This window comes from Labrys sp. Lb11, from assembly GCF_057554225.1.
Map to the genome: position 1 here is coordinate 135,488 of NZ_BAAJOT010000010.1, position 25,864 is coordinate 161,351.

General features: G+C 68.6%; 24 protein-coding genes. 9 read left to right on the forward strand and 15 right to left on the reverse strand.

All coding sequences use genetic code 11. The features are described 5' to 3' along the window. Positions 1 to 38 precede the first annotated feature (38 nt). The gene (locus tag AC27L4_RS30980; RefSeq protein WP_487146520.1) at positions 39 to 1,370 is read right to left on the reverse strand and encodes a dicarboxylate/amino acid:cation symporter; all 1,332 of its coding nucleotides are present in this window, start codon (positions 1,368 to 1,370) and stop codon (positions 39 to 41) included. Between the two features lie 271 nt (positions 1,371 to 1,641). Here AC27L4_RS30980 and AC27L4_RS30985 point away from each other — a divergent pair, with 271 nt between their 5' ends. From AC27L4_RS30985 to AC27L4_RS30995, 3 genes are all read left to right on the forward strand, one after another. Further along, positions 1,642 to 3,468, forward strand: a complete 1,827-nt coding sequence (locus AC27L4_RS30985; protein WP_487146521.1) for a sensor histidine kinase — start codon at positions 1,642 to 1,644, stop codon at positions 3,466 to 3,468. Next, entirely contained in the window at positions 3,465 to 4,808 is a 1,344-nt protein-coding gene (locus AC27L4_RS30990) for a sigma-54-dependent transcriptional regulator (protein WP_487146522.1), read from the forward strand. The genes AC27L4_RS30985 and AC27L4_RS30990 overlap by 4 nt, the downstream gene beginning before the upstream one ends. Positions 4,809 to 4,888: 80 nt before the next feature. Further along, positions 4,889 to 5,284 (forward strand): YciI family protein, encoded by a 396-nt coding sequence (locus AC27L4_RS30995; protein ID WP_487146523.1) that lies wholly within the window; start codon positions 4,889 to 4,891, stop codon positions 5,282 to 5,284. Positions 5,285 to 5,293: 9 nt separating this feature from the next. Here AC27L4_RS30995 and AC27L4_RS31000 read toward each other — a convergent pair whose 3' ends face one another. Continuing rightward, positions 5,294 to 5,782 carry an RES family NAD+ phosphorylase gene (locus tag AC27L4_RS31000; protein WP_487146524.1) on the reverse strand — a complete coding sequence of 163 codons (489 nt, stop codon included), beginning with the start codon at positions 5,780 to 5,782 and terminating at the stop codon, positions 5,294 to 5,296. Positions 5,783 to 5,898: 116 nt separating this feature from the next. On the opposite strand from AC27L4_RS31000, the gene AC27L4_RS31005 reads away from it, so the two are divergent. Beyond that, complete coding sequence (locus AC27L4_RS31005; protein WP_487146525.1) at positions 5,899 to 7,065, forward strand: hypothetical protein; 1,167 nt, start codon at positions 5,899 to 5,901, stop codon at positions 7,063 to 7,065. A gap of 96 nt (positions 7,066 to 7,161) precedes the next feature. Here the strand turns inward: AC27L4_RS31005 and AC27L4_RS31010 are convergent, their stop codons facing one another. From AC27L4_RS31010 to AC27L4_RS31035, 6 genes are all read right to left on the reverse strand, one after another. Then, positions 7,162 to 8,058 (reverse strand): fructose bisphosphate aldolase, encoded by an 897-nt coding sequence (locus AC27L4_RS31010; RefSeq protein ID WP_487146526.1) that lies wholly within the window; start codon positions 8,056 to 8,058, stop codon positions 7,162 to 7,164. Positions 8,059 to 8,179: 121 nt separating this feature from the next. Continuing rightward, positions 8,180 to 8,956 carry an MBL fold metallo-hydrolase gene (locus AC27L4_RS31015; RefSeq protein ID WP_487146528.1) on the reverse strand — a complete coding sequence of 259 codons (777 nt, stop codon included), beginning with the start codon at positions 8,954 to 8,956 and terminating at the stop codon, positions 8,180 to 8,182. A 357-nt stretch (positions 8,957 to 9,313) separates the two neighbouring features. Beyond that, positions 9,314 to 9,769 (reverse strand): RbsD/FucU family protein, encoded by a 456-nt coding sequence (locus AC27L4_RS31020; RefSeq protein ID WP_487146530.1) that lies wholly within the window; start codon positions 9,767 to 9,769, stop codon positions 9,314 to 9,316. 83 nt (positions 9,770 to 9,852) lie between these two features. Beyond that, the gene (locus AC27L4_RS31025) at positions 9,853 to 12,231 is read right to left on the reverse strand and encodes an aldehyde dehydrogenase family protein (protein ID WP_487146531.1); all 2,379 of its coding nucleotides are present in this window, start codon (positions 12,229 to 12,231) and stop codon (positions 9,853 to 9,855) included. A 1-nt stretch (position 12,232) separates the two neighbouring features. After that, positions 12,233 to 13,219: a deoxyribose-phosphate aldolase gene (gene deoC, locus AC27L4_RS31030; RefSeq protein WP_487146664.1), complete on the reverse strand. Its 987-nt coding sequence runs from the start codon at positions 13,217 to 13,219 to the stop codon at positions 12,233 to 12,235. Between the two features lie 176 nt (positions 13,220 to 13,395). Then, positions 13,396 to 14,664, reverse strand: coding sequence for a low temperature requirement protein A (locus AC27L4_RS31035; RefSeq protein ID WP_487146532.1), 1,269 nt, complete (start codon positions 14,662 to 14,664; stop codon positions 13,396 to 13,398). An 871-nt stretch (positions 14,665 to 15,535) separates the two neighbouring features. Between AC27L4_RS31035 and AC27L4_RS31040 the strand changes: the two genes are divergently transcribed. After that, entirely contained in the window at positions 15,536 to 16,081 is a 546-nt protein-coding gene (locus tag AC27L4_RS31040) for a phasin (RefSeq protein ID WP_487146533.1), read from the forward strand. A 196-nt stretch (positions 16,082 to 16,277) separates the two neighbouring features. Here the strand turns inward: AC27L4_RS31040 and AC27L4_RS31045 are convergent, their stop codons facing one another. Beyond that, positions 16,278 to 17,204: an NAD(P)/FAD-dependent oxidoreductase gene (locus AC27L4_RS31045; protein ID WP_487146534.1), complete on the reverse strand. Its 927-nt coding sequence runs from the start codon at positions 17,202 to 17,204 to the stop codon at positions 16,278 to 16,280. A gap of 198 nt (positions 17,205 to 17,402) precedes the next feature. Here AC27L4_RS31045 and AC27L4_RS31050 point away from each other — a divergent pair, with 198 nt between their 5' ends. Next, complete coding sequence (locus tag AC27L4_RS31050; RefSeq protein WP_487146535.1) at positions 17,403 to 17,855, forward strand: Rrf2 family transcriptional regulator; 453 nt, start codon at positions 17,403 to 17,405, stop codon at positions 17,853 to 17,855. A gap of 48 nt (positions 17,856 to 17,903) precedes the next feature. Here the strand turns inward: AC27L4_RS31050 and AC27L4_RS31055 are convergent, their stop codons facing one another. Continuing rightward, positions 17,904 to 18,335 (reverse strand): Rrf2 family transcriptional regulator, encoded by a 432-nt coding sequence (locus tag AC27L4_RS31055; protein ID WP_487146536.1) that lies wholly within the window; start codon positions 18,333 to 18,335, stop codon positions 17,904 to 17,906. A gap of 45 nt (positions 18,336 to 18,380) precedes the next feature. Next, complete coding sequence (locus AC27L4_RS31060; protein ID WP_487146537.1) at positions 18,381 to 18,869, reverse strand: hypothetical protein; 489 nt, start codon at positions 18,867 to 18,869, stop codon at positions 18,381 to 18,383. Between the two features lie 95 nt (positions 18,870 to 18,964). Here AC27L4_RS31060 and AC27L4_RS31065 point away from each other — a divergent pair, with 95 nt between their 5' ends. Continuing rightward, entirely contained in the window at positions 18,965 to 19,279 is a 315-nt protein-coding gene (locus AC27L4_RS31065; protein WP_487146538.1) for a DUF6522 family protein, read from the forward strand. Positions 19,280 to 19,282: 3 nt separating this feature from the next. Here the strand turns inward: AC27L4_RS31065 and AC27L4_RS31070 are convergent, their stop codons facing one another. After that, complete coding sequence (locus AC27L4_RS31070; RefSeq protein ID WP_487146540.1) at positions 19,283 to 20,482, reverse strand: YbfB/YjiJ family MFS transporter; 1,200 nt, start codon at positions 20,480 to 20,482, stop codon at positions 19,283 to 19,285. 136 nt (positions 20,483 to 20,618) lie between these two features. Here AC27L4_RS31070 and AC27L4_RS31075 point away from each other — a divergent pair, with 136 nt between their 5' ends. Together AC27L4_RS31075 and AC27L4_RS31080 are read left to right on the forward strand one after the other, a co-directional pair. Beyond that, a complete protein-coding gene (locus tag AC27L4_RS31075; RefSeq protein ID WP_487146541.1) occupies positions 20,619 to 21,389 on the forward strand; it encodes an AraC family transcriptional regulator in 771 nt (256 codons plus the stop codon). Between the two features lie 97 nt (positions 21,390 to 21,486). Then, a complete protein-coding gene (locus tag AC27L4_RS31080) occupies positions 21,487 to 21,789 on the forward strand; it encodes an alkylphosphonate utilization protein (RefSeq protein WP_487146542.1) in 303 nt (100 codons plus the stop codon). A 949-nt stretch (positions 21,790 to 22,738) separates the two neighbouring features. Here AC27L4_RS31080 and AC27L4_RS31085 read toward each other — a convergent pair. The 3 genes from AC27L4_RS31085 to AC27L4_RS31095 all read right to left on the reverse strand — a co-directional run bounded on the left by AC27L4_RS31085 (position 22,739) and on the right by AC27L4_RS31095 (position 25,846). Continuing rightward, positions 22,739 to 23,197 carry a hypothetical protein gene (locus AC27L4_RS31085; protein WP_487146543.1) on the reverse strand — a complete coding sequence of 153 codons (459 nt, stop codon included), beginning with the start codon at positions 23,195 to 23,197 and terminating at the stop codon, positions 22,739 to 22,741. 55 nt (positions 23,198 to 23,252) lie between these two features. Further along, positions 23,253 to 24,743, reverse strand: coding sequence for a mannitol dehydrogenase family protein (locus AC27L4_RS31090; protein ID WP_487146544.1), 1,491 nt, complete (start codon positions 24,741 to 24,743; stop codon positions 23,253 to 23,255). A 77-nt stretch (positions 24,744 to 24,820) separates the two neighbouring features. Continuing rightward, positions 24,821 to 25,846, reverse strand: a complete 1,026-nt coding sequence (locus tag AC27L4_RS31095) for an ABC transporter permease subunit (protein ID WP_487146545.1) — start codon at positions 25,844 to 25,846, stop codon at positions 24,821 to 24,823. Positions 25,847 to 25,864: the final 18 nt, after the last annotated feature.

A 25,864-nucleotide genomic window follows, 5' to 3' on the forward strand; every position in this document is an offset into this window, starting at 1 on the left:
GACGCGGAGGGGCCGGCGCCCGGCGCCGGCCCGGTCCGTCACTCGGCCGGCACCAGGCTCGGCGCCGGCTCGGGCTCGTCGGTGCCGCTGAGCGCGGCGGCGAGCTTGCTGCGGTCGAGCTCGCCCTCCCAGCGGGCGACGACGATCGTGGCCACGGCATTGCCGACCAGGTTGGTGAGGGCGCGGCATTCCGACATGAAGCGGTCGATGCCAAGGATCAGCGCCATGCCGGCGACCGGCACGGAGGGAACGACCGAGAGCGTCGCCGCCAGGGTGATGAAGCCGGCGCCGGTGATGCCGGCCGCGCCCTTGGAGCTGAGCATGGCCACCAGCAGCAGCAGGATCTGCTCGCCCATGGACAGATGGATGCCGGTCGCCTGGGCGATGAACAGGGCGGCCAGCGTCATGTAGATGTTGGTGCCGTCAAGGTTGAACGAGTAGCCGGTGGGCACCACCAGGCCGACGACGGAGGCCTTGCAGCCGGCCCGCTCCATCTTCTGCATCAGGCTGGGCAGGGCGGCTTCGGACGAACTCGTGCCCAGCACCAGCAGGAGCTCTTCCTTGATGTAGCGCACCAGGGCGAAGATCGAGAAGCCGTTGGCCATGCACACGGCACCGAGCACCAGCACGACGAACAGGATCGAGGTGATGTAGAAGGTGCCGATCAGCAGGAGCAGCTTGGTCACGGCGCCGATGCCGAACTTGCCGATGGTGAAGGCCATGGCGCCGAAGGCGCCGATCGGGGCGGCCCGCATCAGGAAGGCGACCATGCGGAACATCGCCGCCGACAGCGAGTTCAGCACGGTCATGACCGGCTCGGCCCGCTCGCCGATCAGCACCAGGGCGATGCCGAACAGCACGGAGAAGAACAGCACCTGCAGCACGTCGCCGGAGGCGAGGGCGCTGACCGGCGTCGTCGGGATGATGTTCATCAGGAAGCCGACGATGGTCTGGTCATGCGCCTTGGTGGTGAACTCGGCCACCGACTTGGGATCGAGCTGGGCGGGGTCGATGTTGAGGCCGGCGCCCGGCTGGATGACGTTGCCGACGATCAGGCCGACGATCAGGGCGAGCGTCGAGAAGACGAGGAAATAGACCATCGCCTTGACGAAGACCCGCCCGACCTTCTTCAGGTCGCTGACGCCGGCGATGCCGGTGACGACGGTGAGGAAGATCACCGGCGCGATCACCAGCTTGATCAGCTTGATGAAGGCATCGCCCAGCGGCTTCAGGCTGGCGCCGAACTCGGGCCAGAAATGGCCGAGCAGGATGCCGGCGATGATGGCGACGATCACCTGGACGTAGAGCGTGGCGTAGAGCGGCCGCTTGCGCGACGCATCCGGCGGGCTGAGTGCGGCGAGGGGAGCCATGGCGTCCTCCGTTGCGGGGTCGCGGAGCCGGGCTCCGGACCGGGTTGCGTTTCCTACAAGCCGCGTGTTGCTCCGCGACTTCGCCAACCCCTACGCAAGCGGGATGCCAATCTGAGCCGTGCATATAACGAATTGATTCATTTGAATTTTCCGAAGGGGCCCGCGGCGGGGTGGCGTTGACGGCGAGCGGATTTCCGCTCACGTCCCTTGATGCCGTGCGGATTTTCGCACAGCATGCCAGTTGGAAGCGCCTGGCGCGCGGGAGAGGCCCATGGCGGACACGGTCGCGCCGGCACGGCGGCGGCGCCTGGAATGGCTGGTCTTCGCCGTGGCCGCCCTGGCGATCCTGGCGCTGAGCGCCTGGCTCGCCGGCGATATCGGCCGCTCGCGCGCTGCCGCGGCGCTGAGGGACCAGGCGAGCGGCGGCGTCGCGCTCGACATTGCCGTCCTGCGCAGCGAGCTGGAGAAGCAGCGGGCGCTGCCCTTCGTCCTGTCGCAGGACCCGGACGTGCGCGCCGCCCTGCTGCGCCGCGACCCCGCGGTGATCGCGGCGCTCAACGCCAAGTTCGAGACGCTGAACCGGGAGACCCGCTCGGCGGTGATCTATCTGCTCGACACCGCAGGGATCGGGCTGGTGGCGAGCAACTGGCGCGAGCCGACCAGCTTCGTCGGCAGCGACTACGGGTTCAGGCCCTATTTCACCGGTGCCGTGGCCGACGGGCAGGCCGAGTACTTCGCCCTCGGCACGGTCAGCCGCCGACCCGGACTCTACATCTCGCGGCGGATCGACGAAGGCGGCGTGTTCAAGGGCGTGATCGTGGTCAAGGTCGAATTCGACCAGGTCGAAGCGGACTGGCACCAGTCCGGCGCCGTGGTCTACGTCACCGATCCGCGCGGCATCGTGCTCCTCACCAGCGTGCCGGAGCTGCGCTTCCGGACACAGGCGCCGATCGCCTTGGCCGAGGCCGACCTGATCCGCGCCAGCCTGCAGTTCGGCGACGCGCCACTGGCGCCGCTGCCCTTCGCCCGTCGCGAGGAAGGGACGTCGGACGAGGATCTCCGCGTCCGCCGGCCGGACGGGCGGCTCTATCTCGCCAGCGGCGGCGACGTGCCCTCGACCCCCTGGCGCCTGCACCTGCTGCGGCCGGTGGGGACGGCGCTCGCCGCCGGCGCCTACACCTGGCGGGTCAGCGCCCTCGGCGTGGTGGCGCCGGTGCTGGCGCTGGCCGGGCTGCTGGTGCACCGGCGCCAGCGCGCCCAGGCCCGCGCGGCCGAGGACGTCGAGGCGCGGGCCGAACTGGAGCGCCGGGTCGCCGCGCGCACCGTCGACCTGCGCTCGGCCAATGAGCGGCTGACCGCCGAGATCGACGAGCGCCAGCGCATCGAGGCCAAGCTGCAGGCGGCGCGGGACGAACTGGCCCAGGCCAACCGCCTCGCCCTGCTCGGCCAGATCACCGCCGGGCTGGCGCACGAGGTCAACCAGCCGGTCGCGGCGATCCGCAGCTATGCCGACAATGCCGTCGCCTTCCTCGAGCACGACGATCGCGGCGCGGTGCGCGGCAACCTCGCCACCATCGCCGGGCTGACCGAACGCATCGGCGCCATCACCGGCGAGCTGCGCGGCTTCTCGCGCAAGGGCACCGGCGAGATCGGGCCGACCGGCGTGCTGGAGGCGATCGACGGCGCCCTGCTGCTGGTCGGCATCCGCGTCCGCCGCCAGGGCGTGGCGCTGACCGCCGACCGGCCGGAGGCGGGACTGCGCGTCCTCGCCAACCGGGTGCGGCTGGAGCAGGTGCTGGTCAACCTGATCCAGAACGCCCTGGAGGCGCTGGAGGGGCGCGAGGACGCAGCGATCCATCTCGGCCTCGCCGTCGCGGCCGACACGGTCCGCCTCGGCGTCGCCGACAACGGCCCCGGCATCGCCGAGGACGTGATGGCGGCTCTCTTCACCCCGTTCACCACCACGAAGCCGCGCGGCCTCGGCCTCGGGCTGGTGATCTCCAAGGATATCGTCGAGGAGTTCGGCGGCAGCCTCGACGTCGCCAGCGCCGCCGGGAGCGGCACCCGCTTCACCCTGTCGCTGCCGAGGGCGCCATGACCGCCGAGCCGCCGATCCCGGTTGCCTTCGTCGACGACGACGCCGACCTGCGCCGCGCCAACGCGCAGACGCTGCAGCTCGCCGGTTTCCGGCCGCTGCCCTTCGCTTCGGCCGCCGAGGCCCTGGAGGCGGTCGATGCCGGCTTTGCCGGCGTGGTCGTCACGGACCTGCGCATGCCGCGCATCGACGGCATGCAGCTCTTCCGCTGCCTCGCCGCCGTCGATCCGGACCTGCCGGTCATTCTCATCACCGGCCATGGCGACATCGCCATGGCGGTCGAGGCGATGCGGGAGGGGGCCTACGATTTCCTGGCCAAGCCCTTCGCCGCCGACCGGATGGTCCAGAGCGTCCGGCATGCGGCGGAAAAGCGCCGGCTGGTGATGGAGAACCGGCGCCTGCGCCAGGCGGCGGAGGCGGCCGAGGCCGATGCGCCGCTGATCGGCGACGCGCCGGCGATCCGGCGGCTGCGCGAGACGCTGCGCGCCATCGCCGACGCGGATGTCGACGTGCTGGTCGTCGGCGAGACCGGCAGCGGCAAGGAGGTGGTGGCAAGCCAGCTGCACCGGCTCGGGCGTCGGCGCGACGGCCGGTTCGTCGCCCTCAACTGCGCGGCGCTGCCCGAAAGCGTGATCGAGAGCGAATTGTTCGGCCACGAGCCCGGCGCCTTCACCGGTGCGCAGAAGAAGCGCATCGGCCTGATCGAGCATTCGAGCGGCGGCACGCTGTTCCTCGACGAGATCGAGAGCATGCCGCTCGGCACGCAGGCCCGGCTGCTGCGCGTGCTGGAGCGGCGCGAGGTCATGCCGCTCGGCGCCAACGTGTTGCGGCCGGTCGATCTGCGGGTGGTGGCCGCGGCCAAGTACGATCTCGGCGAGCCGGAGCGGCGGGCCGGCTTCCGCGAGGACCTGTTCCATCGCCTCAACGTGGTGACGCTCCGGGTGCCGCCGGTGCGCGAGCGGCGCGAGGACGTGCCGCTGCTGTTCGCGCATTTCCTCGGCCTGGCGGCGCGTCGCTTCCGGCGCGAGCCGCCGGGTCTCTCCGAGCCCGTCCGCCGCCATCTCCTCGACCATGACTGGCCGGGCAATGTGCGCGAGATCGTGCATTTCGCCGAGCGGGTGGTGCTCGGCCTGGCGGAGGTCGGCGGCGACGCATCGCCGGCACCGGTGGCCTCGACCCTGCCCGAGCGGGTCGAGCTCTACGAGGCACGGCTGATCCGCGCGGCGCTGACCCGGCACAGGGGCGATGTCCGCGCCACGCTGGAGGAACTCGGCATCCCGCGCAAGACCTTCTACGACAAGCTGCAGCGCTACGGCATCAGCCGGTCGAGCTACGAGCGATAGGGTGCGCCCGCGGGCTTGCGCAAGCGGACGCGATCGGCTTGGCTGCCGCATCCCGCCAGCCAGCAGAAAGGCGACTTGCCATGCTCTACGCCATCCTGGCCTATCACGCCGAGGGCGTGGTCTCGTCCTGGACACCCGAGGAGGACGCGGCCCTGATGGCCGAGTTGCAAAAGGTCCATGGCCGGCTGAACGAGCAGGGCCGGCTCGGCCCGGCCGCCCGGCTCGGGGCGACGGAGCGGGCGTGCACCCTGCGCGGCCCGGGCGCCGGCATGGTGATCGACGGTCCCTTCGCCGAGACCAAGGAACAACTGCTCGGCTTCTATGTCGTCGACTGCGCCGATCGCGAGGCAGCGGTGGCGGCGGCCCGCGACCTGCGCCGCGCCAATCCCACCGCGGTCTACGAGATCCGTCCGATCCTGCTCTATCGGCCCGGCGCGGCGTTCCCGGTGACAGAGGCGCCGGCCGCGGGCGGGTGAGGGGCTTGGTCAGCCGGGCGCGAGCGACTTGCCATGGGAGTCCAGCAGGCGGGCGACCTCGGGCAGCATGGCGGTCAGCGCCGTGGTCGAACGGGGGTCGAGCGCCATGTCGGGGCGCTCGAACAGGGCGAAGCAGAGCTCGCCTGAGTCGTGGGATTGATAGGCAATCCCGTCCGGCCTGTCGGGATGATCCCAAAGGGCGTCGGCCCATCGCCCGCATGGCTCATAGGGGCCGGTCGAGATGGCGTTGTCCGTTCCGACCGCGTGCAAGCCGGCGGCATGGAGCTTGACCAGTCGAAGTGGGCGGCGGCAGGTCAACTGGGTTGCGGCACGATCCGCGATATCGGAAATGGCGATCATCAACCGTTGCGGGTTGCGCAGAACGGTCTCCGCCATGGCGCCAGCGAGGCTGCGGCCGACATAGAGCGTGCCGAAGCGAGAGCTGGCGCTGTCGAACCGGCAGGTCGGCGGCACGCCGCGTCCGGGACCCAAGAACACGGGCGTATGGGGACATGCGGGACGAAGTCGACCGCTCGGCTTCCGATCGCTCCGCATCGCGGGCGGCCGTCGGCTGATATGCTGGCCGCGCACGCCAGCGAGTCGCGGAGGCCGCCTTGAGCGAATACCAGTATTACGAATTCCAGGCCGTCGATCATCCGCTCGGACCCGCCGACCAGGAAGCGCTGCGGGCCCTGTCGACGCGGGCGCGGATTACCGCCACCACATTCGCGAATTCCTATGAGTACGGCGACTTCAGGGGCGATCCAGCCAGGCTCATGGAGTCTTGGTTCGACCTGCATCTCTATCTCGCCAATTGGGGACAGCGCCGGCTGATGATCCGGCTGCCGAAGCGCCTGGTCGACAGTGCTGACCTCGGACCATTCCTGTGCGAGGTCGACTGGGTCACCATTCGCACGGCCGGCGAGAACCTCATCCTGAATATCAGCTCCGACGACGAAAGGCAGTATGACGGAGAATGGGACGACGGATCGGGCTGGCTCGCGGCGCTGGCGCCGTTGCGGGCGGACATCCTCGCCGGCGATCTGCGGCTGTTCTACCTCCTGTGGCTGATGGCGGTCGAGACCGAGACATTCGAGGCGGACGCGCCCGAGCCGATGCCGGGTATCGGACCGATCACCGGCGCGCTCGACGCCTTCGCCCGCTTCTTTGGCATCGATCCGGGCCTCGTGGCGGCCGCGGCCGAGCGCTCTTGCGTGCCGGCGGCGGCGCCGGAAGCCGTGCGGACGGCGATTGCAGCGATGGCCGATCCGGAGAAGACGGGCCTTCTGGCCCGGCTACACGACGGCGATCCCCACGTCGCGGCCGAGTTGCGCGGCGAAATTCGCAGGCGCCTGATGGCGGAGGCGGGCACCTTGTCGGTGACCAGGCGGACCGTCGGGGAACTGCGCGAACGCGCCGGCGTGCTCCGCGGCCTGCGCAAGCAGGCGGAGCTTGAGAAAGCGGCCGCGGAGCGCAGGCGACAGGAGGCGGAAGCGGAAAAGATCCACCGCGCCCGGATCCAGGCGGTCGCGCGGCGCGGCGAGAGCGTCTGGAAGGAGATCGAGACCGAAATCGAGCGCCGCAACGCCGTCGCCTATGATCGGGCAGCGAGCCTGCTGGCGGACCTGCAGGTCCTCGCCCGGGAACGCGGCACGACCGATGTCTTTTTGCGCAAGCTCAAGATGATCCGCACCCGGCACGCCGCCAAGGGGCGGTTCATCGAGCGGCTGACGGTGTTGGGGGCGGAAACGGATGTTCCGGACCTGGCCGGAGGGCGATAGCGCGCCCGGCGCGCAAAAGCGTTCGGAGCCCCGTCGTCGCCGCTCCGGCGGCGACAGGGCCGGGCCCGCCTTCGCGGCCCGGCCCCGCACGGCGCGTCAGGACTTGACGGTCGAGGCCTGGTAGATCTCGTCGATCGAGCGGGCCAGCGCCGCGTCGAACTCGGCATCGCTCATGCCGTGCTTGAGCTCCTCGACCAGGGCGCGCGAGAAGCTGGCGATCATGCCGTGGTTGGCGGCCAGGCGCCGGCAGGAGTCGGCGCGGGTGTAGCCGCCGGAGAGCGCCACCACCCGGGCGACGTTCTTGTGGTTGACCAGCGGCAGGTAGAGGTCGGGCACGTCCGGGATGGTCAGCTTGAGCATGACCTTGCGGCCCGCGGGCAGGGCGTCGAGATGCGCCGTGATCTCCTTGAGCAGGATGGCCTCGGCGCCGGCCTTGTCCGGGCTCTTGATCGAGACTTCCGGCTCGATGATCGGCATGAGGCCATGCCGCGCGATCTGCTCGCCGACCTCGAACTGCTGGGCGACGACGGCGGCGATGCCCGCCGGCGAGGCCAGGTTGACGACCGAGCGCATCTTGGTGCCGAAGATGCCGGCCTTCACCGCCCGCTCGAGCAGGGCGTCGAGGGTGGGCATCGGCTTCATCAGGCTGACACCGTCCTTCTCCGCTTCGAGGCCCTTGTCGACCTTCAGGAAGGGAACCACGCCGCGGTCCTCCCACAGATAGGCCGGCACCGGCTTGCCCTTGGCTTCCCCGTCCATGGTGGCCTCGAACAGGATCGCGCCGATGACCTTGTCGCCCGAGAAAGCCGGCGCGGACATGATGCGCACCCGCATCTCGTGCACCAGCCGGAACATCTCGGCGTCGCCGGAATAGGCCGTCTCCGGGATGCCGTAGAGCCGCAGCGCGCCCGGCGTCGAGCCGCCGCTCTGGTCCAACGCGGCGATGAAGCCGCCCTTCCCGGAGATTTGCGCCATCATCTTGTCGTTGGCCATGACCGTCATCCTCACCTGAAACCGATATGTCCGGGGTCGTCGGACCGGCCGGCAGCCCCTTGGACTGGAGGAGTATTGCCACGGCAGGGCAGGCGACCGCAATCCGCGGCGTGCCAAAGCGTCAGAGCGCGAGCCTGAGCGGCACCCCCGCCTCCGGCAGCTCCAGCCGCCCGGCGAGCGCCAGCGCCGTGAAGGCACGAACGAGATCGTCGCGGCTTTCGGTGAAATGGGCCCAGCCTTCATTGTGCACGGCGAGGATCCGCGCCCGCGGGAAGGCATGGGCGGCCTCGATCGCGTCGTTGTTGTCCATGGTGACGTGGAAGGGGCCGCGCGGCTTGGCCGAGCCGGCAAACAGGATGACCAGCTTCGGGTCGTAGCGCCGCGCGACCTCGGCCACGCCCTCGTACCAGACCGTATCTCCGCTGATGTAGACGGCGTCGCCGGGCGTCTCGACGCCGAGGGCGAAGCCGACGACGTCGCCGGCGATCGGCTCGATGCCGGCTGGGCCGTGGCGGGCCGGCGTGGCGGTGACGTGCAGCCGGCGCCCGCCGGCGCCTTCGAGCTGCACCGTTTCCCAGTCCGCCAGCCCGCGGGCATTGCCGCCGAGCCGTCCGGCGCCGGCCGGCGTGGTGAAGGTCGTGCCGGCCCTGGGCAGGAAGGCCCGGCCGGCGTGGTCGAGATTGTCGAAGTGCTGGTCATGGCTGAGCAGCACCGCGTCGATGGCGCCCACCGCCTCGGCGTCGAGAGCGGGCGTGCCCGTCTTCTCCAGGGTGACGGGGCCGGACTGGTAGCGGCCGGGGTCGTCGAAGGTGGGATCGGTGAGCAACCGGAACCCGGCGAGCTCGACCAGCACGGTCGGGCCGCCGATCAGGGTCAGCGTCGTGTCGAGGGCGGTCATGGGCGCGTCTCCGCTCGGGATGACGGAGATATGGGACGCGTGGCCTTGATCGAAAATCCGCCCATCTGCGCGACGGCTGATCGTTTTCGCACGGGGCTCGACCGGGAGGATATCCGCTTCTTCGCGGTGCGTGCACCCGGCGCCGACCACGCCACGGTGGCCCGGCGGGTCGTGGACCTGAAAGGCGGCGCTCGGGGCGCGGCTTTTCGCATGGCGGCCGGCCGGCCATGGGCCGACCGCCGTGCGGAATGTGGCTGCCGGCCCGCCGCGACGTCGTCGGCGTGCCGCAGATCCGGCGCGGCGGAGGTTCTTGCCGGGCTGTCCCGGCAGCAGGCGATGTTCGAGGGGGGAGCCGGCTCAGGGCCGGCGCGGCGGGATCACGCCCTTCTTGAAGACGAAGCAGCCGTAGAAGCGGGTCTCGCCTGTGGCGATGACGCAGTAGGCCTTCTTGGCACGCTCGTAGAAGGCCATGCGCTCGATCGAGCCCATCGGCCAGGGCTTGCCCTCGGCGCGGTCGATCTCGCGCTGCACCTCGGCCTGGACCGGCGGGATCTCGCCGGGATTGCCGACGATCTCCATGCGCATGGCCGCGTCGTCGACGAAGGTGTCGAGCGGCATCACCGAGAGCACGGCACGGGCCACGCGGGCGGCGCTGACGCCGTCGATGCGCAGGAGGTCGCCGAGCACGGTCTCGCGGGCGACGCTGTCGGCGGGGAAGTTGGTGTCGACCAGGACCAGTTCGTCGCCGTGCCCCATGGCGCGCAGGGCGTAGAGCACGTCGGCGTTGAGCAGGGGGTCGAGTCTCTTGAGCATGGCATCCTCACGGCTTGCGGCCGCGCAGGACGGCCGGACGAACCCGAAGCTCCCGCGATTGCGTCACGGGAGCATGACGGGCCTCACTCCCCGAAGGGGATCCAGATGTTCTTCACCTGCACGGCGTGGCGCAGCAGGATCGGTCCCTCGGCCTGAGCCGGGTCGAACCAGTCGGTCAGGAGACCGTGGTCGACCAGGGTGCGCTTGAGGTTGCCGGTGGAGAGCCGCTCGGCCTCGGTCGAAGCCTGCCTGGAGCCGAAGGCCCAGAGCGCATCGACGTCGTCGTGTTGGGCCAGCGTCCTGGTCAGGGCCTCGCGCTCGCCGGTGACGATGTTGATCACGCCGGCCGGCACGTCCGAGGTCTCCAGCACCTGGTAGAAGTCGGTGACGGCGAGCGGGTGGCGTTCGCTCGGCACCACGACGACGCGGTTGCCCATGGCGACCAGCGGCGCCGCCAGGCTGACGAAGGCCAGCAGCGGCGCCTCGTCGGGGCAGACCACGCCAACCACGCCGATCGGCTCGTGCACGGCCAGCGCCACGCCGCGCAGCGGCGGCGTGTGCACGGCGCCCTCGTACTTGTCGGCCCAGGCGCCGTAGGTGAACAGGCGGTCGATCGAGGCCTCCACCTCGGCCGCGGCCTTGGCCGGCGCGGCGCCGGTCATGGCGGCGATGCGGCCGGCGAACTCAGCGGCGCGGGCCGAGAGGTTCTCGGCGAGGTAGTAGAGGATCTGCGCCCGGTTGTGGGTGCTGGCCTTGGACCAGGCCTCGGCGCCGCGGGCGGCGGCGACGGCGTTGCGGATGTCCTTGCGGTTGCCCTCGCCGACCTCGCCGATCAGCCGGCCCTTGGGCGAGAGCACGGGCCGTGAATAATTGCCGTCCGGCCGGGCCTGCTTGCCGCCGACGAACAGCTTGGCGGTGCGGTCGAGCGCCGGCATCTCGAAGTCGGAGGCGACGGTGAGCGCCGGCAGCGCCGGGGCGGACGGGCGCGCCTTGCGGGCGGCCCAGGCCTTGGGCTTGAGATATTCATAGGCGCCCTCGCGCCCGCCCTCGCGGCCGAAGCCGCTTTCGCGATAGCCGCCGAAGCCGACGGCGGCGTCGAACAGGTTGGTGGCGTTGACCCAGACCACGCCCGCCTGCAGCTTCGGCGCCACGTCGAGCGCCAGGCCGATGGTCTCGCTCCAGACGCTGGCGGCCAGGCCGTAGCGGCTGTTGTTGGCCAGCATCACCGCCTCGTCCGGGGTGCGGAAGGTCATCGACACCAGCACCGGGCCGAAGATCTCCTCGGTCGCCACGGTGGAGGCGCTGTGCACGCCGCTGAGCAGGGTCGGCGGATAGTAGGAGCCGCCCTTCGGCAGGACGATGTCGGGCTGGTACTTCTGCGCGCCCTCGCGCACGCCGGTCTCGACCAGCGCCTCGATGCGCTTGAGCTGCACCGGCGCGACGATGGCGCCCATGTCGATGGTCTTGTCGAGCGGGTGGCCGACGCGCAGGCTCGCCATGCGGCGCCGGAGCCGGGCGTGGAAGGTCTCGGCGATGCCCTCCTGCACCAGGAGGCGCGAGCCGGCGCAGCACACCTGGCCCTGGTTGAACCAGATGGCGTCGACCACGCCCTCGACGGCGCCGTCGAGGTCGGCGTCGTCGAAGACGATGAAGGGCGACTTGCCGCCGAGCTCCAGGGTCAGCGACTTGCCGGTGCCGGCGGTCTTCTCGCGGATCAGGCGGCCGACCTCGGTGGAGCCGGTGAAGGCGATCTTGTCGACGTTCGGATGCTCGACCAGGGCGGCGCCGGTCGTCCCGTCGCCGGTGACGACATTGAGCACGCCGGCCGGCAGGCCGGCCTGCGCCGCCAGCTCGGCGAAGAGCAGGGCGGTCAGCGGCGTGAACTCGGCCGGCTTCAGCACCACGGTGTTGCCGAGCGCCAGGGCCGGGGCGACCTTCCAGGCCAGCATCAGGAGCGGGAAGTTCCAGGGGATGACCTGGCCGACGACGCCGACCGGCACATGGTCGGGGAATTCGCGCTCCTGCAGCTGGGCCCAGCCGGCATGATGATAGAAATGCCGGGCGGCCAGCGGCACGTCGAGGTCGCGCGTCTCGCGGATCGGCTTGCCGTTGTCGAGCGCCTCGATCACGGCGAAGAGGCGGGCATGGCGCTGCACCATGCGGGCGAGGGCGTAGAGGTGGCGGGCCCGGCCGGGGCCGCCGAGCCTGGCCCACGGCGCCTGCGCCTTGCGCGCCGCGGCGACGGCGGTGTCGACATCGGCGGCCGAGCCCTGGGCGACCCGGGCCAGGAGCTTGCCGGTGGCCGGCTCGACCGTGTCGAAATGGCTGTCCGCGGCGGTGAAGCGCCCGGCGATGAAATGGCCGAAGCCGGCGGCGTGGGTCTTCAGCCAGGCGCGCGCCTCGGTATCGGCTTCTGGGGCGGAGCCGTAATCCATGGTGTCGAAATACTGCGCGACGCTCATATCAGCCCACTGCATGCCGGTTGAAGGCCGAATAGCGGCCGGTGACGTGATGTTCGAGCTGGCGCTCGATGTCGGCGAGGAGGCTGGAGGCGCCGATGCGGAACAGGTTCGGCTCCAGCCATTCGCGGCCGAGCTCCTCCTTCATCAGGAACTGGTAGGTGAGCACGTCCTTGGCGGTGGAGATGCCGCCGGCCGGCTTGTAGCCGATCTTGAAGCCGGTGCGCTCCTGATAGGCGCGGATCATGCGCAGCATGACGAGCGTCACCAGCGGCGTGGCGTTGACGCCTTCCTTGCCGGTCGAGGTCTTGATGAAGTCGGCGCCGGCCATCATGCAGACCATCGAGGCCCGGGCGACGTTGCGCAGGGTCTTGAGGTCGCCGGTGGCCAGGATCGCCTTGACATGCGCCTTGCCGCAGGCGGCGCGGAAATCCTGCATCTCGCGGTAGAGCGCCCGCCAGTTGCCGGTGAGCACGTGCTCGCGGGTGATGACGATGTCGATCTCGCCGGCGCCGTCCTTCACCGAGGCCTCGATCTCGCGCAGCTTGACGTCGTGCGGCACCAGGCCGGCGGGAAAGCCGGTGGAGACGGCCGCGACCGGGATGCGGGTGTCCTTCAGCGCCTCGGCCGCCGTGGCGACGAAGCGGTGATAGACGCAGACCGCGCCGGTCTGCACCACCCGGTCGCCCATGCCGAGAGCCTCCAGGAGGTCGCGCCGCAGCGGCGACCTCGCCTTGGCGCACAGGCGCTTCACCCGCTCGGTGGTGTCGTCGCCGGCGAGGGTGGTGAGGTCGATGCAGGTGAGCGCCTTGAGGAGCCAGGCGGCCTGGGCATCCTTCTTCACGGTGCGCCGGCCGGGCAGGGTGGCGACGCGGCGCTCGGCGGCGGAGAGGTTGACGCGAATCTCGTCGACCCAGTCCAGTTCCAGCGCATGCCCCTCGTTGCGGGGGATCGCGGCGTGTGCGGTGTTGAGGGGATGAACGTTCGACATCGGCGGTGCACGCGTTGACATGGTACGATGCTAGAGGGGCGATCGTCCCCGAAGTCAAGGGCAGGCTGGCGGTTGCGGGGGGCCTGAGGGCGCACGAGCCTTCCCTCCCGGCGGCCGAGCGCGGCCGGCGCGCCGCCCCGATCGATGGAAGCCGGCCGGCGCTCGGCCGGTCGCGTTCAATGCAGCGCCGTCTGTCCCTCGCGCGCCAGCACCGCATCCTGGCGGCGACCGCCGAAGGCTTCGTGGCCGATCACCGTGATCGCCGGCGCCAGCATGACGATGACGAGGCACACCGCCATGTCGACGCCGGCGAGCGCCGCGCCGACGGCCAGCACGACCACCGCGGCGGTCGCGGCCAGCAGGCCCATATGCCTGACGTCGAAGCGGCGCAGCAGATAGCAATGCAGCGCATAGGCCGAGCCGAGAAACAGGCTGACCGGGATCGCCACGCTGAGCACGGTCGCCAGCGGCCCGATCGCCGCCTCATGCTCGATGAAGATGGCCGCGACATGCAACCCCGCGCCGGTGGCGACGATCGCGGCGATGATGACGATCTGGCCGTAGCCCCAGCCGAAGGAGCGGTCGCGGTGGGCCTGCAGGACCTGCGCCGAGGGCAGGAAGCTGTAGACCCACCAGATGCCGAAGGTCAGTCCCATGCCGGCGATGCACACCAATGCGGCATCCAGGGTCCAGCCGTGTTCCTCCACCACGGCGGACAGCGACGCGACGGTGCCGACCACGCCCTCGCCGAGCGCGATCAGGGCGAACAGGCTGTAGCGCTCGGCGATATGGTGGGCGTGCCAGGGCGTGCCGCCCCCCTTGCCCTCGGCGATCATCGGTCCGGAGAACTCGATGAGCGCCAGGACGATGGCGAGGCCGATGCTGGCCCCGACGGAAAAATCCAGGACGATCTGCATGATCCAGCCGATCTGCGCGATTGCGATGGCGGTGACGTAGGTGAGACAGACGCGCCGCCGCTTGGGGTCCTGCCTGGCCGCCCGCAGCCATTGGAAGATCATCGTCAAACGCATGATGACATAGCCGAGCACCATCACCGAATTGTCGAGATGCGCGCCCTGCTCGAGCGAGGCGAACATGGGGCGCAGCCCGATGGCCAGCACCAGAACGCCGATCATCTGCACCATGGTGACGATCCGGAACACCCAGTCGTCGGTGTCGTAGGCCGACGCGAACCAGGAGAAATTGATCCACGCCCAGCAGATGGCGAAGGTCGCGAAGCCAAATCCGATCAAGGCCACGCCATAATGGCCGGCGGCCAGCGCGGATGCGAGCTGAGCCGCGGCGAAACCGAAGGTCGTCGCGAAGGTCAGGTCGAACAAGGCCTCGAGCGGCGTGGCGGCGCGATGCGCTTCCTGCGGGTCCCGCCCACCCATGCGGCGGGTGCGGCGAGCCGGATGTTCGGGTCTTGATGTCGTCTCGTTCATGAGCGGCCTTCCGCAGGGGCTGTTGTCTTTCGATAGCACTATAGCTTCGCCCGTGGCGGCAAAGGAGCGCGCGATGGCTGCCGGCGATCGTTGCGCGAGCGTTTTTTTGGCAGGATTTTGATAGCATGGCGAGCGCACGACGCCTGCCGATCACCGCGATCGAGGAGGGTGGTGCGAAAAGCGGCCTGCGCGATATCCCGCCGGGTAGCGCCGGCAGGGTCCGCCGGTGGCGTGGGGGGCCTGCCGGGGCCGAGCCGTGCCAGCAGGCAGGCGACCAGGGCGCCCTGCCTGGCGGCGTAGAGGCGCTCGATGCGGTGCCGGCGCGGAGGGGATCGATGCTTTGAGGGAACCGCGGATACGTCTTGGGCCGGGCGAGACCGGCAATCTCAGGCAAGAGCGACGTTCGCGCCTTCCCTCTCCCGGCAAGTCGGATGTTTCCGACTTACCCTCCTTGTCTGCCCATCTCGGGAACACCCGAGACGGCGGGGAGGGATAGGGGGCGTAGGGAACTGGTCGCGTCTTATCCTACGCGACCCCCACCCCTTACCCCCGCAAGGGGGGGAATTGCTGACGCCGCGTTTGGAGCAGTCGTACTCGCGCGCGCCAAGCAGGCCCTCTCCCATGCGGAACGCCGAGAGCAGCATTGATCTTGCATCGAGAAATGCAAAATCAATCGTGGCGAGAGCCATGCGATGCGGCCTGGGAGGCCGGGATCGGGCGACGGGCTGGCCGGGTGTCTGCTCATGGCAGCCGGCTGATCGTCGTTCCGTCGTCGCAAGGTCATACTGCTGTCGTGTGCGGTTCCGGTAATGGCCCCGGTCGCCTCGGATGCTCGACGCGACTTCCGGACGCCTCTCCCAGGGAGATCACGATGGCCCAGCCAAAGACCAAAGTCGAAACCATTGCCGCACCGGCGGCCGACGCCGCACCAGCCGAGACCACGCTCGACTCCGCGGCCTTTGCGCCGGAGGCCGGGCGCGACACGCCGGTGGAAGCCGCGGCCGCTGCCGTTTCCGCGGTCCTCGCCGACGGTCCCGAGACCGTGCGCGACTTCGCCGGGAAGACCGTCGCCGAGGCACAGGATGCCTTTGCCAAGCTGAAGACGGAGGTCGAGGAGGCTTCGGACGTGGTGGAGGGCACCTACGCCACCGCCTCGAAGGGCGTTTCGGCCCTCGGCCTCAAGACCCTGGAGACGGTTCGTGCCAGCACCAACGCGGCCTTCGACCACGCCGTGGCCCTGCTCGGGGTGAAGACCCTGGCGGATGCGATCGAGCTCAACACGGCCTTCGTCCGCAAGCAGGCCGAGACGCTGACGCTTCAGGGCCGGGAGTTCCGCGAACTCGCCCGCAAGGTGGCCGCCGAGTCGGCCGCCCCGGTCAAGGCGCGGTTCGAGAAGGCCTTGAAGTCCGCGGCCTGACCGACGCGCCCGCCCTACGGGTCGGGAGTCGACGTCCCGGCTCGTGAGGTCCGCGACGGCCGACAAGCCGCCCCGGGGCGGCGCCAGCGCGTGCGCAAGCCCTTCCCGCCCGAGGGGCGGTGGGCCTGCGAAGCCTCATGGCGGCGGCCGGATGCACCCTGTCGGCGGCGCGCCGACGAGATGCCGCGCCGCGCCGTCACGTTCCGGCGCTCGCCCGGGCCCGCGCGGTGCTTTCCCTCACGAGCGACTGGTGCACGCCGCCGGCGGCGATGACGCCCGAGGCCGCGGCCAGGGTGGCGTTGTGCATCGGGCTCGTCGCGTCGCCGGCGGCATGGATGCCGGGGACGGTGGTGGCCTTCCAGTCGTCGACGCGCAGATAGGGGCCGGTCGGCCCGTCGTCGAACACGCAGCCGAGCTGGCCGGCGAGCGGGCTGGCCATCCGCGTCTTCGGCGCGACGAACAGGGCCTCGACGGCCACGGTCCGGCCGTCGCCGAGGCGGACCGCATCGAGGCCGGGCCCATTGCCGAGCAGCTCCACCACGGGGCTGCGCTCGATCCGCACGCCGCGGGCTGCCAGCAGCGCCGCCGCCTCCGCGTCGGGTTCGAACAGGCCCTGGGTGAAATAGGTGGCGGGGCCCCAATCCGGCAGCAGCGCCGCCTGCTGGACCGAATGGGCGTTGCCGGCGATGACGCCGAGGGGCCGGTCGCGCATCTCGTAGCCATGGCAATAGGGACAGTGCAGCACCGTCCTGCCCCAGCGCTCGGCCATGCCCGGCAGCGGCAGCTCATCCGCAAGCCCGGTTGCCAGCACGAGGCGCCGGGCCTGCTCCTCCCGGCCGTCGGCCAGGGCGACGGCGAAGCCACCGCCGGCTGCTCGGGCCGACACGGCCTCGCCCGGCACGAATGCGACCGTCGGATAAGCCAGGAGCTGGCGGGTGGCCTCGTCAAGGATGGCCCGGGGCGGCTTGCCGTCCTGGCCGAGGAAGCCGTGCGAGGCGGCGGCGAAACGGTTGCGCGGCTTGCCGGCGTCGATCACCAGCACCCGCCGGCGGGCGCGGGCCAGCTGCAGGGCGGCGGACAGGCCGGCAAAGCTGCCGCCGACGACGATCACATCATGGGACATGGCGGATTCCTGGATGCACGGTTGGCATTCGAATTCGAATCTTCATAAGTTACGAATTGTGAGTGCGTCAAGGCTTCGTAACTTTCCTTGTTGCGGATTGCGCGGGCCGCTATTGAGGGAACCATCCGCGCCGGGCGCGCAAGGCTTCCGGGCCGGTCCCGGCGCACGGACAGACATCCGAGGGGGCGGCCCGCAGCGATGAGACCCGACAGCCGGCTTTCGCGCATGCTGCATGTGCTGATCCACATGGACCGGCTCGACGGCAGCGCCACGTCCGAGGTGATCGCGCGCATGCTGAACACCAACCCGGTGGTCGTGCGCCGCACCATGGCCGGCCTGCGGCGGCAGGGCTATGTCCGCTCGGAACGCGGCCATGGCGGCGGCTGGGCGCTGGCGCGCCGGCTGGACGAGATCACCCTGCTGGACGTGCACCGCGCCATCGGCGAGCCCGGGCTGTTCGCGGTCGGATCGACGGTCGATCACCCCGACTGCCTCATCGAGCAGGCGGTCAATGCCGCGCTCGACGATGCGCTGAAGGAGGCGGAGGCGCTGCTGCTGGCGCGGTTCGGCAGCATCACCCTGGCCGATCTCGCTCGCGATTTCGACCGGCGCTTCGCCGAGGCGCGGAGGCAGCCGTCCGCTCCCGGCTGAGCGGCTGCGGTCGCCGGGCCGACGGTTTCGGCCGGGCCGGTCGTCCGCTCAGGCCACCGGCTGGATGCCGAAATCCTCCGGGCTCAGCGCCAGGTCGGCCAGGGTGTGGCGGTCGAGCGTGCCGATGAAGGCCTCGAGCGCCTCGGCGAGGATGCCGCGCAGGCGGCAGCGCGGCGTGATCCGGCAGCCATTGTCGGACGTGAAGCACTCGACCAGGGCAAAGTCCGGCTCCGTGGCGCGCAGGACATCGCCGAGGCTGATGCTGTCGGCCGGCCTGGCCAGGGCGAGGCCGCCCGACCGGCCGCGCACGGCCCGCAGGAAGCCGGCCCGGGTCAGATGATTGGCGACCTTCATCAGATGCGCGCGGGAGATGCCGTAGACGCCGGCGGTCTCCTCGATCGTAACCAGCCGGCCTTCCTGCTGCATGGCCGCATACATCAGGAGCCGCATGGAATAGTCGGTGAAATCGGTCAGGCGCATCGTGTGTCCGACGGATCGGGGTCGAACGGGCGGCGCAAGATGAGCCTAACCGCGAGGCTCCGCAAGCGGGAGTTGCGGGGCCGCCGGCCGGGCGAGACGCCGCGCCGCCTCGCCGGCGATCGCCAGCAGGACGACGAGCTTGGCCGCTTCGAAGATGATATAGAGGTCGTGCAGGCCGGAGGGCGGCGGCTGTCCGCCGGCGATGATCAGGCCGACCCGCTGGTCGAGGGCGGGCAGCAGCCAGGCCGCCTCTGGGGCCAGCAGCGCGAGCACGACCAGGGCGGCGGCGAGGCGCGGCCGCGTCACCGCCACCAGCAGCATCAGGCCGGCGGCCAGGAACCACTCGGCCTTGTCGAAGACCGCGGAGGTGTGGCGGCCGACGTCGAGCGCCACCGGCAGCGCCAGGCTCGGCGCCAGGAACTTGGCCGGCGTCGCCAGGAAGGAGACGCCGATCAGCAGGCCGAGCCAGACGGCGGCGAGGGCCAGGAGGCCGGCCTCCCGGCCTCGCGCATCGGCGGATCGGACCTCGGCCATTGTCGTGCTCCATGAAGGAGAATAAGATATATTTGAAATATTTCTTACTGACCGCTCGGGCAAGGTGCGCGGGAGGCGGCGGAGGCGAGCAGGCCATGATCACGCCATGTGAGGACACCGCCGGGCAGGTCCGGATCAGCGACGGAGCGTTCGAGGTCGACGCGGCGTTGCTGGCCGGTCTGCTCGGCGTGCCAGCCGCCGACGTCCCCACCCTGATGCGGTCGGGGGCGATCACCAGCCGTTGCGAGCGCGGCGTCGGCGAGCATCAGGGTGCGTTCCGCCTCAGCTTCTTCCACTTGAGTCGCCGGGCGCGGCTCAGCGTCGACGCGGATGGGCGCATCCTCAGCCGCTCGGTCGTGGACTTCGGCGACCGCCCCCTGCCGCGGAGCCTGCATCGGCCGGGCGAGTGAGCGTCACGCCCGGCCGAGGCCGGTCGCCGTCGCCGCGAACGGCTTGGCCCGGCCGTGCAGGCAGGCGAGGACCCCGATCCCGACGGCCATCACGCCGGCGGCGATGAACAGCGCCGCGCGATAATCGCCTGATGTTCTGGCCATGACCCCCGCGATCGCCGGCGCGATGATCTGGGCGGCGCCGTAGCTCAAGGTCAACCGCGCCATCGCCTTGGCCGGATTGCCGGGGAAGAGGCGGCCGATGAGCGCCAGGGTGAGGCCGACGATGCCGGCGAAGGTCCCGCCGAAGAGCACGGCAGCCGCGATGTTCGCGGCGATGCCGCCGCTGACGGCCGGCAGCAGGATCGAGACGATCTGCAGGCCGTAAGCCAGCATCAGCGCCGGGCTTTCGCCGATGCGCCGGGCGAGCCGATCCCAGAGGAAGGTGGAGGGCGCCGCCGCGATGCCGACGATCACCCAGACCCAGTTGCCGAACCCGGCCAGGGCCGGCAGCCGGTCGACGATGGCGACGATGAAGGTGGCGCTGACGACATAGCCGAAGCCGGCGCAGAAATAGGCGACATGGAGCAGCGTCATCCATCCGCGTCCCGGGGGCGGCGCCTCTGCTCCCGCATGTCCGGGCGCGACGCTGCGGGGCTCCGGCATCCAGAACCAGGCCGGAAGGAAGAAGACCAGTCCGATCAGGCCGAGCGCCAGCCATTGGCCGTCCCAGGCGAGGCGCCCGGCCATCGCCGCCGCCGCGATGCCGGAGAGGGCGACGCCGAGGCCCAGGCCGAGGAAATGCAGCCCGAGCTGCGGCTGCCGATGGTGACGGACCAGCCAGTTGAGCACGAGGCCCGAGGCCAGGAGCAGGCCGGCCGTGCTCGAAAAGCCCGACGCGAACCGCAGAATGGCCCAGAGATGGACATTGGCGGTCAGGCCGGTTGCGGCGGTGGTGACGACCGCCACGACCAGCCCCCAGCGATAGAGGGCGAACTTGCTTTCGAGCCGCGGAACCGTGGCGGCGACGAGCGCGCCGGCGATGTAGCCGGCATAGTTGATCGTCGCCAGCCAGCCGCCGGCCTGAGCGCCGAGGCCGGCCTCGGCGCGCATCACCGGCAGCAGCGGCGTGTAGGCGAAGCGCGCCAGGCCCACCGTCAGGACGAGCGCGCTGATGCCCGCGGCCGTCACGCGCAGCCGCTGCGCATCGATCGACGAAGACATTGGTTCCACCGGCCCGCTGCCTGTTTTTCCTGCCGCAAGACCCTAGCGTTTGCGGAGGTGGCCTGCCTTCGATAGATTGTCACATTGTGTCGACGACATGCCATTCCGAGGATCCATGCCGAACGCCGGCGCTCGCATGCAGCTCATTCCGCCCGCCGGGATCGACCGGCTGCCGCGCGCCGTTCATCTGCGCTCGCAGGAGCTCCTGGCCGGACAGGCCTTCACCGTTCACGCCCACCCCTGGAACCAGTTCGCCTATGCCATGTCCGGCTCGCTGGTCGTCACCCTGGAGGCGATGCGCACCGTCATCACGCCGGACCAGGCGGTCTGGCTGCCGACCGGCACGGCGCATGCGTCCGGCTCGCTGGGCGGCGCGGCCTTTCGCAGCCTTTATGTCGCGGACGCCCCCGATCTCAAGATGCCGGACCGATGCGTCGTGCTGGCGGTGTCGCCGTTCCTGCGCGCCCTGATCGCCGAGCTGGACGCGATCGGCGGCCGGACCGAGGACGAGGCCTATGTCGCGCATGTCGAGGCGCTCATTCTCGGCCAGCTCCGGCGGGCCAGGCCGCATGACGTCTGCCTGCCATGGCCGCGGAGCGAGCCGCTACGCCGGCTTTGCGAGGCCCTCTACGACGATCCCGGGGATGCGCGCACCCTGGCGGCCTGGTGCCGCCAACTGGGGCTGGCGCCGCGCACGCTCGCCCGCCGCTTCGATGCGGAACTCGGCATGACCTTGCGGGAGTGGCGCCGGCGGCTGCGCCTATTCCGGGCGCTGGAGTGGCTCGGCGCGGGACGGGGCGTCACGGCGATCGCGATGGATCTGGGCTATGCCTCGCCTTCGGCGTTCAGCTTCATGTTCCGCCGGGAGATGGGCCGCACGCCCGTCGAATGGCGGAACGGCGGCTGAGGGCGTTTGCGATGCCGCGCGACCCGGGGCGGATGGCATCCCGCCCCGAACTTCGCTATGGCGGGGGAAACCGATCAATCCTGCGACGGGGACCGGCATGGCCGACGACGACGAGTATGTCTATGACGAGGCGAGCGGCGAATGGGTGCCGGCTTCGCAACTGGCCAGGGCCGCCGCCGCCGAGCGCGTCGCGGTGCGCGACGCCGCCGGCAACGTCCTCGCCGATGGCGATTCCGTCGCGCTCATCAAGGACCTGAAGGTCAAGGGCGCGAACCAGACACTGAAGCAGGGCACCGTCATCAAGTCGATCCGCCTCACCGACGATCCGGAGGAGATCGACTGCCGCTACGAGGGCATCAAGGGCCTGGTGCTGCGGACGGAGTTCGTGCGCAAGCGCTGAGGCGCTTCGGGACGGGCCGGTTGCGCGCCGAGTGGTGGCGCGCGGCCGGCCACTTCCTGGACGAGGCGGGGTTCCGGCGGCTGCGAGTCAACTCACTGCACATCGTGAGCAATTATCTATCCCAATCGCGAATAAAATAAGGCTTATCCGCAATAATAAGAAAATAAAATTCCTAATAATTCATTACCATATGCGATGTCTTTCTTTCCTTGTTGTTACATATAAATTGTGCACTCGCATAATTTCAGCGTAATCAGCGCGAACATTATTCGGATCTGCGTCGCTTAGTTTGGGATTTGTTGGGCGATAATGAATAATTAAAGTCCAATCCGGAAAGCCGTCCATCCACCACTCATCAAATCCTTTAACCAAGCCGGACGCTGAGGGCTCTCCAAGCTTTTCGTATATCTGAAGGGCTGTGCGGCCACGCAGCGACGGGTCTGTCCATTGATTTGGCACTCCATAATAGTACCGCAATGAGGAGTATAATCCGAATCCCACGACAGCCAGAATCGAGATTAAACGCAAACCATTTCGTAGGCGGGGACTCATCATTCACCTATTCTCCGTCCCGGGCATTGCGGTGGCAGTTTACTCAATTCTCGGCCTCGGTCCGCTCTAGGCAGGCCGACCGCGGCGCCGCCGGACGATACCACATGGGTAATTACGGTCAGACTCTACGAGAAGGGGCTGTCAAACATGTCCCCGAAATGTTTCCGAACTTCCATGCCGGCAGCAGCCACGAGAGATCGCTGTCGCTCTCCTTGTAAAGCCCACGCCTTCGATGAAATTAGCTTACGATTCAAAATTAGTTCTACATTTTGCACATCTTTGTTGCTTCCTTCCAAAATAACTATCTCGCCAATCATGCGAGTAACAGAAATATATTCAATACCGAAAATATTATATCTATAATTCTCATTGAAAACCCTGCTGTGCGGACTTCGTGTCAACAGAGATCCGTGGCTAACACGATATTCCCACAATTGGAAACTGCGCTCTTTAATAAGATCACACATGTTTCGTTCCCTTGATTAAATGGATTTTGAACCTCAATTTCATTATCTAAGAATTTGATAGTAGGTCGCCATCGCGGATTCTGCCCGATTTGCAGAAAATCCCAATCGATTGCGTCGCCGCATCCCGCAGATGAGGGCGATATGCCGTCCCAAACATTAACTTGATCTAGATTGAAACGCACTTGCGTGCTTGGATCCGCCAGCTTTTCAACAACGCTTGGTTTCCAATTCATCTTATCAGGGAAATCCTTCCATGTCGTGGTTCCGCGTGTTCCAGCGAACGCATCCAGGCCTGCGTCTCCAAGGTGGCACTCCACAATCGCGAAAAAAGTAAACCATCCCCGCAATTCTCCGGCGACCGCAATCAGGACGCGCTCGCCGCCCTCCATGTCATGGATATCGGCGGCGGCCGCGGCGATCTTGCGGGCGTTCTCCGCGATGGGCTCATGCCGGATTCTCCGCTTGTCCGCTTCCGTAGCAGGCGAGGGTGGCTCTTGTGCCGCGCGCCCAGAGTGACTGGAGATTCCGGGCAAACGCCTCGACGAAAGCCGGAGCATCGTGAAGATCGCCGTAGATGTCGCGCATGGCTATCCAGGCATTGGGGTTGGCTCGGGCTGCCTTCGCGGTTTCCTGCAATCTCGACCAAATCGGGTCGCTTGGTGCGATCTGCCGGCCGGACTCCGTCGTGCCGAAGCAGTGGCGGCACCAGAGAGCCGAAACGAGCGCAAGGCCCGTGATGGTTCCGCCGGCGGCGAGCCGGTCGCGGATCGCCGGCAGAATGAACTTCGGTTGCCTGTTCGAGCCGTCATAGGCAAGCCGTGGGATCGTGTCGGCGATCCTGGGGTTTGCGAAGCGCTCGCGGACGCGTCCAAAATACTGCGTGAGATCGATATCGGGGACAGGAGGTACCATCGGTATGATTTCCTCTCGCATCATCCTCGAAAGGAATGCCCCGATATCCGGGTCCGCCATCGCCTCATGCACGAAATGGATGTCGAGCAATTCACCGGCATAGGCGATCGATGCGTGACCGCCATTGAGGATACGCAATTTCATCAGCTCGTAGGGCGCGACATCGGCGACGAAGGTCACGCCGACCTTTTCCAGGGCGGGCCGGCCTGCGGAAAACTTGTCTTCGAGCACCCATTGAGTGAAGTCCTCGCAATAGACCGGCGCGGCGTCGGAGATGCCGAAGCGCTGCCGGCAGTCCTCGATCTCGCGTGCGGTCGTGATGGGCGTGATGCGGTCGACCATGCTGTTCGGGAAGGCGACGTTCGCGGCGATCCAGTCCGCGAAGTCAGGGTCGGAAAGCCGGGCGAGGCCGCAAAGCGTTTCCATCGCGACATGACCATTGCCCTGGATGTTGTCGCAGGACATGACGGTGAAGGGCGCAATGTCGGCCTCCCGTCTGCGCCGGAGGCCCGCGAGAATGAGGCCGAAAATCGTCTTCGGGTTTTCGGGGTCGGCAGCGTCGGCGCGGATCGCGTCGTTGCCCGAATCAAAGCTGCCGGAGGATGGGTTGATGAAGTAGCCACCTTCGGTGATGGTCAGCGATACGATGCGAATTGCGGGATCGGCAAGCCGGTCGACGATGCTGCTTCGGTCGCCGGAATCAAGGAAATCGATCATCGCTCCGGTAACGCGCGCACGGGACACGCCTGCGGTCTGTTCGACGACGGTCGTCAGATAGTCTTGCGCCTTCAGTTTCTCACGCATCGCGCGGTCGTGCTCGGTGACGCCGGCGCCGACCAGGGCCCAGTCCCTGTCCTCGCCGAGGTTGAGCAGGCGGTCGAAATAAACCGCCTGGTGGGCGCGGTGAAAATTTCCGACGCCGAAGTGGAGGATGCCGGCGATGATCGCGTCGCGCTCGTAGCCGGGGACCGATGCGGTTCTGGATATCGCGTCAAGCGTGGAGAGGGAGAGTGCATGCGCCATCGGGAAACCCTTCAGAAATCGTCTTCGCAGGCAGGGCGTACGGACATTGCTCCGTGCGTCGAATTCAGGTTATGCGGTCAGGTCCGCGCGCCGCCAGAGGTGCGCAGGCGATCGAGGGCGACGGCACCGATGATGACGAGGCCCTTGATGATGAACTGCCAGATATCGGAGACGCCGGTAAGGATCAGCCCGTTCGACAGAACCGCAATGATCAGCGCGCCGACCAGCGTACCCCAGATGGAGCCGATGCCGCCGACGAAGCTGGTGCCGCCGAGGATGACGGCCGCGATGGCGTCGAGTTCGTAGGATTGGCCGAGCTGCAGGCCGTTGGCGGCGTAGAGCTTCGCCGCCGACATCACGCCGCCGAGCCCGGCCAGCAGGCCGGAAACGCCATAGACGAAGAGCGTGATCAGCCAGACCTTGACGCCGGCGAGGCGCGAAGCTTCCGGGTTGCCGCCGATGGCGTAGATGCGCATGCCAAGCACGGTGCGTCGCAGGACCAGCCAGGAAACGACGACGGTTGCAAGCGCGATGATGATCAGCCACGGAATGCCGAGGAATGTCCCATTGCCGATGAAGGCGAAATCGAGGCTGGCGTTGAAGATCGTGTTGTCATTGCCGAAGAGGCGGGCAAGGCCGCGCACCGAGGTCATGGTGCCGAGGGTGACGATAAAGGGCGGCAGGCGGATCGCGGCGATAAGTGCGCCGTTGACCAGGCCGAACCCGGTCCCCACTGCGAGAGCCGCAGGAATGCTCAACACGCTCAAGCCGGGTACGAGCGATGCCATCATTGCGACCATGGCGGAGGCCGCCAGAACGGAACCGACCGAAAGATCGATGCCGCCCGTCAGGATGACGAAGGTCATTCCGGCGGCGAGGACCGTGTTGATCGAGGCCTGCTGGGCGACGATGGACAGGTTGTTCCAGGACATGAACCGGCCGTCCGACCAGCTCAGCGCGCCGGTCTCGACATAGCCGGACAGGACCTGGAACAGGATCGAGATCAGCACCAGGGCCGGCAGCATGCCGAGCGTGCGAATCGTGCCCGCAAGTGCGGTCCTGTGTCTTGCGGTCGCGGCGGCGGGGCTCGCTTTGCTTGTCATTGTCTCCTCCCAAATCAG

Excerpts from the sequence above, each read along its gene's own strand:
- AC27L4_RS30995 (WP_487146523.1), top strand. The coding sequence starts at position 4,889 with ATGCTCTACGCCATCCTGGCCTATCACGCCGAGGGCGTGGTCTCGTCC.
- AC27L4_RS31065 (WP_487146538.1), top strand. The coding sequence starts at position 18,965 with ATGATCACGCCATGTGAGGACACCGCCGGGCAGGTCCGGATCAGCGAC.
- AC27L4_RS31090 (WP_487146544.1), bottom strand. The coding sequence starts at position 24,743 with ATGGCGCATGCACTCTCCCTCTCCACGCTTGACGCGATATCCAGAACC.
- AC27L4_RS31095 (WP_487146545.1), bottom strand. The coding sequence starts at position 25,846 with ATGACAAGCAAAGCGAGCCCCGCCGCCGCGACCGCAAGACACAGGACC.
- AC27L4_RS30985 (WP_487146521.1), top strand. The coding sequence starts at position 1,642 with ATGGCGGACACGGTCGCGCCGGCACGGCGGCGGCGCCTGGAATGGCTG.
- AC27L4_RS31070 (WP_487146540.1), bottom strand. The coding sequence starts at position 20,482 with ATGTCTTCGTCGATCGATGCGCAGCGGCTGCGCGTGACGGCCGCGGGC.
- AC27L4_RS31020 (WP_487146530.1), bottom strand. The coding sequence starts at position 9,769 with ATGCTCAAGAGACTCGACCCCCTGCTCAACGCCGACGTGCTCTACGCC.
- AC27L4_RS31085 (WP_487146543.1), bottom strand. The coding sequence starts at position 23,197 with ATGGAGGGCGGCGAGCGCGTCCTGATTGCGGTCGCCGGAGAATTGCGG.
- AC27L4_RS31035 (WP_487146532.1), bottom strand. The coding sequence starts at position 14,664 with ATGAACGAGACGACATCAAGACCCGAACATCCGGCTCGCCGCACCCGC.
- AC27L4_RS31025 (WP_487146531.1), bottom strand. The coding sequence starts at position 12,231 with ATGAGCGTCGCGCAGTATTTCGACACCATGGATTACGGCTCCGCCCCA.
- AC27L4_RS31080 (WP_487146542.1), top strand. The coding sequence starts at position 21,487 with ATGGCCGACGACGACGAGTATGTCTATGACGAGGCGAGCGGCGAATGG.
- AC27L4_RS31040 (WP_487146533.1), top strand. The coding sequence starts at position 15,536 with ATGGCCCAGCCAAAGACCAAAGTCGAAACCATTGCCGCACCGGCGGCC.
- AC27L4_RS31045 (WP_487146534.1), bottom strand. The coding sequence starts at position 17,204 with ATGTCCCATGATGTGATCGTCGTCGGCGGCAGCTTTGCCGGCCTGTCC.
- AC27L4_RS31075 (WP_487146541.1), top strand. The coding sequence starts at position 20,619 with ATGCAGCTCATTCCGCCCGCCGGGATCGACCGGCTGCCGCGCGCCGTT.
- AC27L4_RS30980 (WP_487146520.1), bottom strand. The coding sequence starts at position 1,370 with ATGGCTCCCCTCGCCGCACTCAGCCCGCCGGATGCGTCGCGCAAGCGG.
- deoC (WP_487146664.1), bottom strand. The coding sequence starts at position 13,219 with ATGTCGAACGTTCATCCCCTCAACACCGCACACGCCGCGATCCCCCGC.
- AC27L4_RS30990 (WP_487146522.1), top strand. The coding sequence starts at position 3,465 with ATGACCGCCGAGCCGCCGATCCCGGTTGCCTTCGTCGACGACGACGCC.
- AC27L4_RS31050 (WP_487146535.1), top strand. The coding sequence starts at position 17,403 with ATGAGACCCGACAGCCGGCTTTCGCGCATGCTGCATGTGCTGATCCAC.
- AC27L4_RS31010 (WP_487146526.1), bottom strand. The coding sequence starts at position 8,058 with ATGGCCAACGACAAGATGATGGCGCAAATCTCCGGGAAGGGCGGCTTC.
- AC27L4_RS31015 (WP_487146528.1), bottom strand. The coding sequence starts at position 8,956 with ATGACCGCCCTCGACACGACGCTGACCCTGATCGGCGGCCCGACCGTG.
- AC27L4_RS31060 (WP_487146537.1), bottom strand. The coding sequence starts at position 18,869 with ATGGCCGAGGTCCGATCCGCCGATGCGCGAGGCCGGGAGGCCGGCCTC.
- AC27L4_RS31055 (WP_487146536.1), bottom strand. The coding sequence starts at position 18,335 with ATGCGCCTGACCGATTTCACCGACTATTCCATGCGGCTCCTGATGTAT.